The 13,285-nt window shown below is 61.5% G+C and carries 13 protein-coding genes; 7 read left to right on the top strand and 6 right to left on the bottom strand.

From position 1 onward, the window contains the following. Positions 1-2: 2 nt before the first annotated feature. The gene (locus ABSE61_RS12990; RefSeq protein ID WP_423871513.1) at positions 3-1,199 is read right to left on the bottom strand and encodes an acetylornithine transaminase; all 1,197 of its coding nucleotides are present in this window, start codon (positions 1,197-1,199) and stop codon (positions 3-5) included. 234 nt (positions 1,200-1,433) lie between these two features. Continuing rightward, positions 1,434-2,759, bottom strand: a complete 1,326-nt coding sequence (rimO, locus tag ABSE61_RS12995; RefSeq protein WP_423871514.1) for a 30S ribosomal protein S12 methylthiotransferase RimO — start codon at positions 2,757-2,759, stop codon at positions 1,434-1,436. 110 nt (positions 2,760-2,869) lie between these two features. On the opposite strand from rimO, the gene ABSE61_RS13000 reads away from it, so the two are divergent. From ABSE61_RS13000 to ABSE61_RS13020, 5 genes are all read left to right on the top strand, one after another. Next, entirely contained in the window at positions 2,870-3,460 is a 591-nt protein-coding gene (locus ABSE61_RS13000) for an ANTAR domain-containing response regulator (RefSeq protein ID WP_423871515.1), read from the top strand. Continuing rightward, the gene (locus tag ABSE61_RS13005) at positions 3,457-4,623 is read left to right on the top strand and encodes a CmpA/NrtA family ABC transporter substrate-binding protein (protein WP_423871516.1); all 1,167 of its coding nucleotides are present in this window, start codon (positions 3,457-3,459) and stop codon (positions 4,621-4,623) included. The genes ABSE61_RS13000 and ABSE61_RS13005 overlap by 4 nt, the downstream gene beginning before the upstream one ends. Before the next feature lie 352 nt (positions 4,624-4,975). After that, positions 4,976-6,757, top strand: coding sequence for a NirA family protein (locus ABSE61_RS13010; RefSeq protein WP_423871517.1), 1,782 nt, complete (start codon positions 4,976-4,978; stop codon positions 6,755-6,757). Continuing rightward, the gene (locus ABSE61_RS13015; RefSeq protein WP_423871518.1) at positions 6,754-8,346 is read left to right on the top strand and encodes a sulfite reductase subunit alpha; all 1,593 of its coding nucleotides are present in this window, start codon (positions 6,754-6,756) and stop codon (positions 8,344-8,346) included. The genes ABSE61_RS13010 and ABSE61_RS13015 overlap by 4 nt, the downstream gene beginning before the upstream one ends. A 194-nt stretch (positions 8,347-8,540) precedes the next feature. Further along, the gene (locus tag ABSE61_RS13020) at positions 8,541-8,693 is read left to right on the top strand and encodes a hypothetical protein (RefSeq protein WP_423871519.1); all 153 of its coding nucleotides are present in this window, start codon (positions 8,541-8,543) and stop codon (positions 8,691-8,693) included. 18 nt (positions 8,694-8,711) lie between these two features. On the opposite strand, the gene ABSE61_RS13025 is transcribed toward ABSE61_RS13020, so the two are convergent. From ABSE61_RS13025 to pxpB, 3 genes are read right to left on the bottom strand one after another with little or no spacing between them, the layout of a single operon-like run. Further along, complete coding sequence (locus ABSE61_RS13025; protein ID WP_423871520.1) at positions 8,712-9,479, bottom strand: LamB/YcsF family protein; 768 nt, start codon at positions 9,477-9,479, stop codon at positions 8,712-8,714. Positions 9,480-9,506: 27 nt separating this feature from the next. Further along, positions 9,507-10,571 (bottom strand): 5-oxoprolinase subunit C family protein, encoded by a 1,065-nt coding sequence (locus ABSE61_RS13030; RefSeq protein ID WP_423871521.1) that lies wholly within the window; start codon positions 10,569-10,571, stop codon positions 9,507-9,509. After that, positions 10,568-11,299 (bottom strand): 5-oxoprolinase subunit PxpB, encoded by a 732-nt coding sequence (gene pxpB / locus ABSE61_RS13035; RefSeq protein ID WP_423871522.1) that lies wholly within the window; start codon positions 11,297-11,299, stop codon positions 10,568-10,570. Before pxpB ends, ABSE61_RS13030 begins: the two co-directional genes overlap by 4 nt. 239 nt (positions 11,300-11,538) lie before the next feature. Between pxpB and ABSE61_RS13040 the strand changes: the two genes are divergently transcribed. Further along, entirely contained in the window at positions 11,539-12,237 is a 699-nt protein-coding gene (locus ABSE61_RS13040; protein WP_423871523.1) for a ribonuclease activity regulator RraA, read from the top strand. Between the two features lie 23 nt (positions 12,238-12,260). Next, positions 12,261-12,665 carry a (R)-mandelonitrile lyase gene (locus ABSE61_RS13045; RefSeq protein WP_423871524.1) on the top strand — a complete coding sequence of 135 codons (405 nt, stop codon included), beginning with the start codon at positions 12,261-12,263 and terminating at the stop codon, positions 12,663-12,665. 16 nt (positions 12,666-12,681) lie between these two features. Here the strand turns inward: ABSE61_RS13045 and ABSE61_RS13050 are convergent, their stop codons facing one another. Then, complete coding sequence (locus ABSE61_RS13050) at positions 12,682-13,092, bottom strand: hypothetical protein (protein WP_423871525.1); 411 nt, start codon at positions 13,090-13,092, stop codon at positions 12,682-12,684. Positions 13,093-13,285: the final 193 nt, after the last annotated feature.

The following is a 13,285-nucleotide window of genomic DNA, read 5'->3' on the forward strand; positions in this document are numbered from 1 at the left end:
GGCTACGCCACCCTGCGCGCAATGCCGGCCGTGTTCAGCAACGAGTCGAGGCACCTGATCATCAGGTCGATCTCCTGGCGCGTGACGTTGAGAGCCGGCATGAATCTCAACGTATCCGGACGCGGCGCGTTCAAGAGAACACCGTCGTCCAGCGCCGCCGCCACGATCAACGGCGCGATCGGCACCCGCAGATCCAGCGCCAGCAGCAGGCCCCGGCCGCGGACCTCGCCAAGGCCATGGTGCGCCGATAGACGTTGCAGCTCGCTCTCCAGATAAAGTCCGTTCGTCGTCACGGTCCTCAGGAATTTCGGAGCCGCAACCTGTTCCAGCACGGCCAACCCCGCCGCGCACATCAGCGCATTGCCGTTGAAGGTGCCGCCCTGATCGCCATGCTCGAAACAGGATACGCCCTCCGTGGCAAGCAGCGCAGCCAGCGGCACGCCGCCGCCGATGCCTTTGCCCAGCGTCATGATATCGGGCGTGATGCCGGTGTGCTGGTAATGAAACAGCTTACCGGTGCGGCCCATCCCGGTCTGGATCTCGTCGAAGATCAGCAGGAGACCGTGCGCCGTGGTCAATTCGCGCAGATCGCGTAGAAACTGATCGCTCGCCGGCCAGACGCCGGCCTCGCCTTGGATCGGCTCCAGCATCACAGCGACGGTGTTGTCGTTGATCAGCCGCTCGACGGACGCAAGATCATTCCATTGCGCTTTGCGAAAGCCTGAAACCTTAGGCTCGAACAATGGCTCAAACGCCTTCTTTCCGGAGGCCGACATGGTTGCGAGCGTCCGGCCGTGAAAGCCTCCCTCGAAGGTAATGATCTCGTAGGCGTCATCCTTGCGCAGGGCACCGTATTTGCGCGCGAGCTTGATCGCGCCCTCATTGGCTTCCGCACCGGAATTGGCGAAGAACACCCGGTCGAAGCAGCTCATGTCCGTGAGCGCCTTCGCGAGCTTCAAACTGGTGTCGTTGTAATAGGCCGGACTCGGCGTGATCAGCCGCCGCGCTTGCGCCGAAATCGCTTCTGCGATCGCAGGCGGGGAGTGGCCGAGGCAGTTCACCGCCCAGCCCTGGATGAAATCGAGATAGCGTTTGCCGGTATCGTCCCAGAGGAAAGAGCCTTCGCCGCGTACGAACACCTGTCCCGGGCGCGACGTGATTTCCATCAAAGCGTGATACGGATGCGTGACGTCGGTCATGTCGAACTCTCCTGGTCGTTTGCGGTGAAGGGGATGAGCCAAAAAGCAAGAAGGCCGCAACTTTGGGTTGCGGCCTTCTCGAAAACGCTGCTGATTTAGTTATTCAGCCTGGTCGTCGGACATGGCGCACCCCATCGTCGTCACGGCGGTGACGGCGGCAGGCGGCGCAAGCGAGGGTCCGGTTGAAACTCATGGGACGGGCTCATACAGCGCGTAGGCACGCGTTGTCAAGATTTAGAAGCCCGCGACCGAGCCATGCAGGTCGTATTCGTCGGCGCGCTCGATCTTCGCCGTGACGATTTCGCCGACCTTAAGCGGCCGGCGGCTTGAGACGTAGACCGCGCCGTCGATCTCCGGCGCGTCGGCTTTTGATCGCCCCTTGGAGACGGTCGGACCGACCTCATCGATCATCACCTGCTGGCGGGTCCCGACCTTGCGCTTCAACCGGCGCGCCGAAATCTTCTGTTGTCGCGCCATCAACGCATTCCAGCGTTCCTGCTTGATCTCGTCGGGCACGACTGGGCCCAGCGCGTTCGCGGGCGCGCCCCGAACCGGCTCATATTTGAAGCAGCCGAGGCGATCAATCTCGGCTTCCTCGAGCCAGTCGAGCAGTTCGGTAAAATCGGAATCGGTCTCGCCGGGAAAGCCGACGATGAAGGTGGAGCGCAGCGCGAGCTCAGGACATTGCGCGCGCCAGCTCTTGATCCGCGCCAGCGTCTTTTCCTGCGCGGCCGGTCGCTTCATGGCTTTGAGCACTTCCGGGCTTGCATGCTGGAACGGGATATCGAGATAGGGCAGCACTTTGCCCTCGGTCATGAGTCCGATGACTTCGTCGACATGGGGGTAGGGGTAGACGTATTGCAGCCGCACCCAGACGCCGAATTCGCCCAGCGCCTGTGCGAGGTCGAAAAATTTCGCGCGGACCTCGCGGTCCTTCCAGGGGCTCGCCGCATATTTGATGTCGACGCCATAGGCAGACGTGTCCTGTGAAATGACCAGCATTTCCTTCACGCCGGCTGCAACCAACCGCTCCGCCTCGCGGAGCACGTCGTTGGCTGGCCGCGATACCAGATCGCCGCGCAATTTCGGGATGATGCAGAACGAGCAGCGGTTGTTGCAACCCTCGGAAATCTTCAGATAAGCGTAGTGCCGCGGCGTCAGCTTGATGCCCTGCGGTGGCACCAGATCGAGATGCGGATTGTGTGCCGGTGGCAGCACGCGATGCACGGCGTCGAGCACGCTTTCATATTGCTGGGGCCCCGTGATCGAGAGCACGCCGGGATAGGCCATCTCGATCTGATCGGGCTCGGCCCCCATGCAGCCGGTGACGATCACCTTGCCGTTTTCGGCCATCGCATCGCCAATGGCTGAGAGCGACTCCTGCTTGGCGCTGTCGAGAAAGCCGCAGGTGTTGACGATGACGAGATCGGCGCCGTCATGCTTGCGCGCCAGCTCATAGCCTTCGGCGCGCAGCCGCGTGATGATGCGTTCGGAATCCACCAGCGCTTTGGGGCATCCGAGCGAGACAAAGCTAACTTTAGGCGCGGCGGCCTGCGACATTCTGATTCTGTCCGATAATTGGGCAGGAGCTAACCCCAATTGGCTACAATTACAAGGCTTTGACCCGGCTTGCGGCATGTTATCAATGCGCTTGCCGGAACAGGTGATCGATGGCCTCCGAGTCGTCTCCTAAAATTGCAATTGTCGACGAAAGCCCGATCCGCGCCGCGATTCTCGAGGAGGGACTTCGGGAGGCGGGCTTTACCGACGTTGTGCGCATCGACGAGATGCAGAGCCTGTTGAGCCGGATCTATGCGCTGGATCCCGATGTCATCGTCATCAATTTGGAAAACCCCAGCCGCGACATCCTGGAGCAGATGTTCCAGGTCAGCCGCGCGGTGCGGCGGCCGGTTGCGATGTTCGTCGATCAGAGCGACGCTGCCTCAATCCAGGCCTCCGTCGATGCCGGGGTGTCCGCCTATATCGTCGACGGCCTGAAGAAAGAACGTCTCAAGCCGATCCTCGACCTCTGCATTTCCCGTTTCAATGCCTTCGCCAAGCTCCAGGATGAACTCGATCGCACCAAATCGGCGCTGGAAGACCGCAAGGTGATCGAGCGGGCCAAAGGCATCCTGATGAAGCTGAAGGGCCTGACCGAAGACGAGGCCTATGTGCTGCTGCGGTCGACTGCGATGCGCGAGAAGAAAAAAATCGGAGAGATCGCCCAGTCGATCCTGACGGCTTCGGAGCTCCTGAAATGACGACACCGCTCCAGATCGGCTTTATCCCCCTGATCGATGCCGCGGCGCTGATCGTCGCGGTCGAGAAAGGCTTTACCCACGCCGAAGGGCTCGACGTGCAACTCGTTCGTGAGGTGTCGTGGTCGAACGTCCGCGACAAGCTCAACATCGGCCTGTTCGATGCCGCGCATATTCTGGCCCCGGTTCCCGTCGCCTCAAGCCTTGGGCTTGGACACATCAAGGTGCCGATCGTGGTGCCGCTCACGCTGAATCTCAATGGTAACGCCATCACCGTGTCGGCGGCGCTTCACGCAGCGATCACGGCCGAGATAGACGGCGACCCGCTTGATCCGATGGCGACCGCGCGGGCGCTGTCGCGGGTCGTTGCCGCGCGGCGGAGGAGCGGCGGCGAGCCCCTGACCTTCGGCATGACGTTTCCGTTTTCAACCCATAATTACCAGTTGCGTTTTTGGATGGCCGCGGGTGGCGTCGATCCGGACGAGGACGTTCGTCTTGTGGTGCTGCCACCACCCTTCATGGTCGACAGCATCGCGGGCGGCCAGATCGACGGGTTCTGTGTCGGCGCGCCCTGGAACTCGATTGCCGTCGACCGCGGCGTCGGCCGAATCCTGCACTTCGGTTCCGATATCATGCGGCGTGCGGCAGAAAAAGTGTTGGCGGTCCGCGAGCAATGGGCGGAGAAAAATCCGCAAACGCTGGCGACCCTGGTCCGGACGCTCGTCCATGCTGCCGAGTTCGCCGAGGCGCCCGACAACCGGGGCGAGGTCGCGCGAATTCTGGCGAAGCCCGAATATATCGGCGTCGATGCCAGCGTGATCCTGCGAACGCTGGGAGGCCGCTTGAAGATCGCCATGGACGGCACCATCCGCGAAGGCAACCGTTACCTGCTGCTGGCGAAGGAGGACACTTCCAGCCCGGATCCGCTCCAGGCGGCATGGCTCTATGCGCAAATGGTCCGCTGGCGTCAGACGAAGATGAGCCCCGAGGCGCTGAAAGCTGCGCAAAACGTGTTCCGGCCGGACCTCTACGAGGCTGCATTTGGGCGTTCCCACAAGCCGCAAATGGTCTCTCAAGCCATCGGCGCCTTCGCCGGACCGGTATTCGACCCTGAGAATCTCGAAGCCTACTTCGCTGCATTGCGTGCCGGCCCCGGAACGCCCTAACGCCGCTCGCTGAAAGAAAAACAGGCAATTGCCAAGTTCGGCTAGTTTTTGGGCGCACTGCCCAAAAATCGTCGATCGGCCGGGCGAACCGAGCTTCATATCTTTTCTTTAAGCCACTGAAATAACGCCTATTCCATCAAGGAATCGTCGTGGCACACAACTTGAATGTTGCAGTGCAGCCAGCACCGCTGATGCCCGCTGGCTTTGGTCCGAGATGGACTCTCACAGCAACGAAGCTGGTCGGGCTGGATGAAGCAAAGGGCGGTGATTTTCACCGAACCAATGCTTGCTCCGCCAAGTGCCTTTCCGTGAAGGCCGCAGGTTTGCGGCAGCAGGAGCTTCGATACGTGCCATGAAGATTGACACCCTCTCCGTCGAATTTACCGACGAGCAGAAGCGTTACCTCGAAGGTTTCACGACTGGTTTGCAGATCAGCAAGGTCGGGCGTGGCCTCGGTGGCGGCGCTAGGACCCAAGCCGAGCCTGTCGGCCCGGAGGCCGCGCACATCAAGGCGCAGGATCAGGTTCTGGCCTCGGGCAAGAAACTTGTCGATCAGGAAAAGTTCAAGCGCGAGGAGCATCCCTTCGATGCCTATCCGCGGCTCAAGCAACAAGCGCTGACCAACGCACCGCCGTCGCCGGCGGACAATTTTCGCTGGCGCTATTACGGCCTGTTTTATGTCGCTCCCGCGCAAGACTCCTATATGTGCCGCCTGCGTATTCCCAACGGCATTCTCAAGCACTGGCAATTCGCGGGGCTCGCCGATTTCGCCGAGCGGCTATGCGGTCCTTTCTGCCACGTGACGACCCGCGCCAACCTTCAGGTCCGCGAAATTCTGCCCAAGAACGCGGTAGCACTGATCGAGGGCATTCAGGATCTCGGCCTTTGCTCGCGCGGTTCCGGCGCCGACAACATCCGCAACGTCACGGGCACGCCGACGGCGGGCATCGATCCGCAGGAGTTGATCGACACCCGCGAATATGCCCGCGAATGGCATTTTCATATTCTCAACGACCGCTCGCTCTACGGCCTGCCGCGCAAGTTCAACGTCGCGTTCGACGGCGCGGGCAAAATCGCAGTGCTAGAAGACACGAATGACATCGCCTTCGCCGCTGTTGAGGTCAAGGATGGCTTCGGCGTCGAGCCGGGCGTGTGGTTTCGGCTCGGCATCGGCGGCATCACCGGACATAAGGACTTTGCCAAGGAAACTGGCATCGTCGTCAAGCCGGCGGATGCGACGAAAGTTGCCGACGCGATCGTGCGGGCCTTCATCGACACTGGCGACCGGACCAACCGCCTCAAGGCGCGCCTGAAATACGTCATCGACAAACTCGGAATTGAAAAATTCCTCGAGCTCGTGGAGGCAAAGCTCGGCCAGACTTTCGCGCGCGTCCCGGCTGAGGCGCTGACGCCGCGCCCGGCTTTCGACCGGATGGCCCATATCGGCATCAACAAGCAGAAGCAGGAAGGGTTGAACTGGATTGGCGTGGCACTTCCGCTCGGCAAGGTGACGTGCGAGCAGATGCGTGGGCTCGCCAAGATCGCGGCCGACCTCGGCGATGGCGAGATCCGTCTGACGGTGTGGCAGAACCTTCTGATTTCCGGCGTGAGCGACGCCAATGTCGGACTGGCAACCAAGGCCATCGAGGCAATCGGGTTGGCGGTCAAGACCTCGCAAGTTCGCGCCGGCTTGATTGCCTGCACCGGAAATGCCGGCTGCAAGTTTGCCGCCTCCGACACCAAGGCGCATGCGGCCGCGATCGGCGACTGGTGCGATGATCGTATCGAAGTCGACACGCCGCTCAACATCCATCTGACCGGCTGCCACCATTCCTGCGCGCAACATTACATCAGCGATATCGGCCTGATCGCCGCCAAGGTGCCGATCGGCGACACCGACGATACGGTCGAGGGCTATCATCTGTTTGCGGGCGGCGGTTTCGGCCCGGACGCCGACATCGGCCAGGAGGTCTATCACGACCTCAAAGCCGAGGATGCGCCGCAAACGGTCGAGAAATTGCTCAAGGCTTATCTGGCGCATCGCGCCAGCCCATCCGAAACCTTCCTGACATTCGCCCGCCGCCACGACGGCGAGAGCTTGCGCAAATTGGCGGGAGCGGAGACCTCGTCATGAACCAGATCACGCCCCCGCCCAAAATCGAGATCATCCCGTCGAGCGCGCCATTCTCAGAGGCGCAGCGCTCCTGGCTCAACGGCTTCTTTGCCGGCCTGCTGAGCGATGCTCCGACGCCATTGTCAGCCGAGCAGGGCGCCGCCGTCCTGCAAGGCCCCGCGGGCGATGGCGATGACGGCGAGGCCCCGTGGCACGATCAGACCATGCCGATCGCCGATCGCATGAAACTTGCCGACGGACGTCCGCTGCGGCGGCGGATGATGGCGGCCATGGCGCAACAGGATTGCGGCCAGTGCGGCTACAACTGCCATGATTATTCCGACGCGATTGCGACCAAGGCCGAAGGCCGGCTGAACCTCTGCGTCCCCGGCGGCAAGGAAACCGCCCGGATGCTGAAGACGCTGTATGAAGAACTGGACAAGGCGCCTTCGCCAGGCGCGGCGCCTTCTGCAGCTGCGCCTATTCCGATCGGCGAGCTTGGCCGTTCCCGCGACAATCCTGCGCCGGCGACATTCCTGTCGCGGCGCCTACTCAACAAGGATGGCTCGGAAAAAGAAACCTGGCACATCGAGTTCGATCTTTCCGGCTGCGGCCTCGACTACGAAGTTGGGGACTCATTCGGCATTTTCGCCCGCAACGAACTCGGCCATGTCGACCAGATCATCGCGCTGCTCGGTGCGTCCCACACGACCGCCGTGCGGGGGCGTACGCTGCGCGAAGTCCTGACCGACGAAGTCTCGCTCGCGCCCGCGCCGGATTCCCTGTTCGAGTTGATCTCCTTCATCACCGGCGGCGCACAGCGCGAGAAAGCGCGCGCCTTGGCGCAGGGCGACGACCCCGATGGCGATGCTGCAAGCCTCGATGTCATGGCCGCGTTGCAGAAGTTTTCCGGCGTCCGGCCACATCCGGAGGCCTTCATCGAGGCGCTCGAGCCCTTGCAGCCGCGGCTCTATTCGATCTCGTCGTCGCACAACGCCACGCCCGGCAGACTGTCACTGACCGTCGACTGCGTGCGCTATGTGATCGGCAAGCGCAAACGGCTCGGATTGGCCTCGACTTTCCTGGCGGAGCGCGTGCAGCCCGGAGAGGAGATGAAAGTCTACGTGCAGAAGGCGCATGGCTTCGGCCTTCCGCAAAATACGAAGACTCCGATCATCATGATCGGCCCCGGCACCGGCATTGCGCCGTTCCGAGCTTTCCTGATGGACCGCAGGGCGACCGGCGCGACCGGGCGCAACTGGTTGTTCTTCGGCCACCAGCGATCGAGCTGCGACTTCTTCTATGCCGACGAACTAAACGCCATGAAGACCGCAGGGCTCCTGACGCGATTGTCGCTGGCATGGTCGCGCGACGGCGACAAGAAATTCTATGTGCAGGATCGCATGCGCGAGGTCGGCCGGGAATTATGGTCGTGGCTTGCGGAAGGCGCGCACGTCTATGTCTGCGGCGACGCCAAGCGGATGGCGAAGGACGTCGAACGCGCGTTGGTGGACATCGTGGCGCAGCACGGCGCCCGCTCCACCGATGAGGCCGTGAGCTTCATTGGTGAGCTGAAAAAGAAGGGCCGGTTCCAGCAGGACGTCTATTGATCAGCGCGTAGGCGGTGAAACCGGTTCCCGTTCGTGCAAAATTGAACGAATAAAATTTCCGCTGGAATCGCTTGCGGAGAATTTTCATCCGGAATTCGGCTCCACGGGAGTCGCATTATCGCTATTTCAGACTCTGACTTGTTTCGGCCGTCAATCGGCATTCGACTGGGTGCAGATCACTTTGGAGAACGGCCATGCGCGAACTGTTGTCGGAAGCCCGTTTGCATCTCTATGCGCGTTCGCTGTCCCGCAAAAACGGCAACGGATTTCATGCCGCGGCGCTCTACGGCGCCTTTGCATTGATCGCCGGCATCGTGTTCGGAACGCTTTCGGTTCACCCGTTTTGACGCTTGGCCGCTTGGCACCTAGCCGCGTTTGAATGGCGCGACCTCGATGCCTGCGTCTTTCAGCGCCTGACGAACCCCGCGTGCGATATCGACCGCACCGGGGGTGTCACCATGAATGCAAATCGTGTCGGTGCGCATCTTGATGACCTTGCCCGTCACCGACACCACCGCACCATCCTGCACCATCCGCACCACACGGTCGGCGATTTGCTTGGGATCATGCAGGACCGAACCTGGCTTCTTGCGTGAAACCAGATTGCCGTTGTCCTCGTAGGCGCGATCGGCGAAGACCTCATGCGCCATCGGCAGGTTTGCGGCTTCTCCCGCCTCAACCAGCTTGGAGTTGGCGAGCACGACAAAAACAAGATTCGGATCGACCGCCTTGATGGCCGATGCAATTGCCCGCGCGGTGGTTTCTTCCTCGCAGGCGACGTTCGACAGCGCCCCGTGCGCCTTGACGTGGGTGACCTTGTAGCCGGCGAGCGCCGCGACGCCTTGCAATGCGCCGATCTGATAGGCGACGAGATTTTCGATTTCAGAAGCGCTCATGCCGTAAAATGGCCGGCGGCCAAAACCGTGAATATCGCGATAGCTGGGATGAGCGCCAACGCTGACGCCGCGCGCTTTGGCGAGTTCTACCGTCTTGCGCATGACGTCATAGTCGCCGCCGTGAAAGCCGCAGGCGACGTTGACAGAGGAAGCGACGTCGATCATGGCAGCGTCATTGCCCATCTGCCACACACCGAAGGACTCGCCGAGATCGCTATTCAGATCGACCGTTTTCATGTTGTTGTCCGTTTTGCTGGTTAGTCTTTAGGATTCTTGCTTCACCGCGTCTGCCGGAATTTGCCATGTGCGGGCGTCGACCGCACTGACGGCGACGCCGGCGACATTGGCATCTTGCAGCGCTTCGATATTGAGATCAAAGCTTTCGACCGAGGCAAGCCGACCGGGCAGGGTGCGCAGCAGCTCTGCGAATTTGCGCGCTTCGGCTTGCGCCTCATCCATGGTGACAACCTTGAACCGGAAAGCCCTTCCGGCCGGCGTTTGCGCAAACCTTCCGAAATCAGCCGTAATCACAGTCGCAATCTTGGGATAGCCGCCGCTGGTTCCGCGATCGGACATCAGCACGATCGGCTGCCCATTGCCGGGGACCTGGATGCTGCCGTTCACCGTGCCATCGGAAACGATATTGTGGCTGTAAAGATGCTTGATGACCGGCCCTTCGAGCCGATAGCCCATGCGATCGCTGGTCGCCGATATCTTCCACTCGCTGTCGAGAAAAAGCCTGATGGCCTCGTCGTTGAACTCATCGTTCTGCGGTCCGAGGACAACGCGGATTGGACCGGCGACCGGCGCGCGAAAATCGATCCGGCGTTCCGGCCCAAAACTCGTCGGCCCACTTGCGGGCGCAACATCCAATTCGTCGCCGCCCTGCAAAGGCCGCGGAAAGGGGCTGCCGAGACCAACGCGTGCATTTACCGAAAAGCTTCCGAACATCGGCTCGCCGCGAAGGCTTCCCTCGATCGCGAGATAGCTGAAAGCGCCATCCTGCGCCATGCCGAGCTTCAATGTCTCGCCATCGGCAATCATGAGGGATGTATCCCAAGCGACCGTTCGTCCGGCGATCTCCGCAGTGCGCGGCGTACCAGCCATCGCAACCCGAACTGCCCCCTCTCGCGCCTTGAAGGCCGCGCCATAGGGACCGATCTCTATCGCGGGCGCAAACAGTGAATTGCCGGCAAGACAGTTAGCGGCGGCTAATCCCAGCCGGTCCATGGCGCCGCTTGGCGTCAGGCCGTAACGCTGGGCGCCGAAGCGTCCGCCATCCTGCACCGAACTTGCCGGACTTATCGACGAAATGACGAGCTTGCTCATGCCGCGACCAATTCGGCGATGATCTCGCCATGTTCGGCCGCGCGGTCCTGCTCGGCATAGGTCTTGGCGTCGATCTGATAAAATTTCACGCGATCGCCAGGTTCGAGCAGAAAGATCGGGTCGCGATGCTGTTGATAGGTCCGAACCGGCGTGCAGCCCAACAAATGCCAGCCGCTCGGGCCGGCGATGCATTGAATCCCGGTCTGCACGCCGCCGATCGAAACCGTACCGGCCGGCGTGAGCAGCCGTGGATTCTGCCGCCGCGACGTATGCAGGAAATCCTGCAAACCGCTGAGATAGGACCAGCCCGGCGTGAACCCGATCATGGCGACGCGATAATCGCCGGCGACATGCCGCGCCACGATGTCCTCAGGCGTGGTGCCGAGCATCTTGGCGACGTCTTCAAGATCGACGCCGTACTCACCGCCATAGGTAACGGGAATCCGCCACAGCCGTGACTTCTCCAAAGCCGGCACCGGCCGCTGAGCCAATTCCACGAGTTTTTTGCCGAGCGTTGCAAAATCGATTTTCGTCGGATCGTAGTGGACGAGGAGGGAGCGGTAGGTGGGAATGGTCTCGCTCACGCCTGCAATCGGTTCACCCGCCAGGGTGCGATCGAGCGCCAGCACGCGGCGGTTGGCGCCGTCATCGATCTTGCGGCTGAATTCCACCGTGATCGCGCTGTCGCCGCTGGGCAGGAGGCGGGGAGGAGAAAGTGGCGCAGCCATCGGCCTGACAATCCGGTCTCAAGGTTTCTCAAAGTCTATCATTCAGAAAACGTTTGCGCGACCTTTCAATGTCAAAAATGCTTGTGACTTCAATAAACTAATCCCACAACCTCCGATAAGATGTGATGATCGGATAGATGCATGGCGCGTGTGGGTGACAGCAATGCCCTAGGGGTCTTGACGCCGCGCTCACGCCTCGCAAGATGCGCGCCATCAATCCTGCCGGAGTTCATTTCTCGATGTCCCTGACCCCCGAAGCCATCGCGACGCTTTCGCACGTTACGACCGCCACCATTACGACCGTCCTCCTCAAAAAGGGCTTGCGAAACGTCTGGCTACGCGGCGCGAAGCCGTTGCGGCCGGGACAGAAGCGGCTGGTCGGGTCGGCTTTCACGTTGCGCTTCGTGCCCGCCCGGGAAGACCTCGCGACGCCGGAATCCTGGTCGTCGCCGATTTCGACCAGAACGGCTATTGAGGCCATGCCGGACGGCTGTATCGCCGTGGTGGACGCCATGGGCGTAACCGACGCCGGCATTTTCGGCGACATCCTGTGTGCGCGCATGGTCAAGCGCGGGGTCACCGCACTGATTACCGACGGCGTGGTACGCGACCTCGAGGGCGTGCTCGGCACCGGCCTGCCGGTGTGGTGCGACGGCTATGCTGCTCCGCCTTCGGTTGCCGGATTGACCTTCGTCGGTTGGGGCGAACCGATCGGCTGCGGCGGCGTTGCCATTTTCCCGGATGACGTGATTGTCGCTGATCAGGATGGCGCGGTCGTCATCCCCAAGGCCTTCCTTGACCATGTACTCGCCGAAGGCGCCGAGCAGGAGCGGATGGAAGGCTGGATCGTCAACGAGGTCAACAACGGCGCGGTGCTGCCGGGCCTGTATCCTATGAACGCCGAGACCAAAGCGCGCTACGCCGCTTCGAAGAAGTAAGAACAAGCAAGGAAGGATAGTCCATGGATTTCCATCTAGCCGGTTCGCGGCCAACCCGCCGGGCACCGAACGACTCTTTTACCGGTACGGTCTGGCAAGATCCGATTGTTGAAGCAACCGCGCCGGCGCGGATCCGGGCCAGCAGGGTGTCATTCGAACCGGGCGCGCGAACCAATTGGCACACGCACCCGCTCGGGCAAACGCTGTACGTCATCTCTGGCGTCGGACGCTTCCAGACCAAGGGCGGCCCGGTGCGCGAACTTCGTCCGGGCGACGTGGTCTGGATTCCGCCGGGCGAGAAGCATTGGCACGGCGGTTCGCCAGGCAATGCCATGACCCACATCGCCATGCAGGAAGCCCTCGACGGCAATCATGTGACCTGGATGGAGCCGGTCACCGACGCGGAATATGCGGTGAAGGTCAGCTGAGAGAAGGCGTCTGATCTCAGCTTTCGACGCTATTTTTGCGATGGATGTCGGCTGCGGCGGCGCGTCCGGCCATTTCGTTCCGGAGCGCCTCGAAGCGCTGCCGCGCTTCGCTCGCCTGATCGTCGACGAACCTGATGGCGGCATCCGCCGACATCGGTCCGGTGGTGATCGAACGGGAGTTGTCGCCGATGGTCTCGTCGACAAAGTAACGGTCGTCGCGCTCGCGGCGGACGGTCCATTTGAAGCGGATCGCCTCCATCGGCCCGGGACCGGATTTCGAATAGCCGTCGATCCCGGCCTCTTGCGACAGCGGAACCTCTAGCTTTTCGCCGGCGACAGCTTTCGCAGCCTCCGGCGGGAAGGCCGGCTGATCGAGGATGCTCGCAATGGTCGCAAGCGCATGATCGGTCGCATCGCCCTCAGTCAATCGCTTAATCTCCTAGTAGTCGGCAAGGTCGCCGATACCGCCCATTTGCCACGCTTCTTGTCTCCGGATTGAGGCTGAGTTTTGTCAGGTCACGTCCGGAAAAAAGGTATCTTCGTCCGCCATATGCTGATGGCATTGGGCTCTTCTGCCTTTAATTGTCATCGTCTTCGTAATACGGGCCTCGCGGCGGCGG

Source organism: Bradyrhizobium sp. (genome assembly GCF_049519115.1).
In the GTDB taxonomy this organism is placed as follows: Bacteria; Pseudomonadota; Alphaproteobacteria; order Rhizobiales; family Xanthobacteraceae; genus Bradyrhizobium.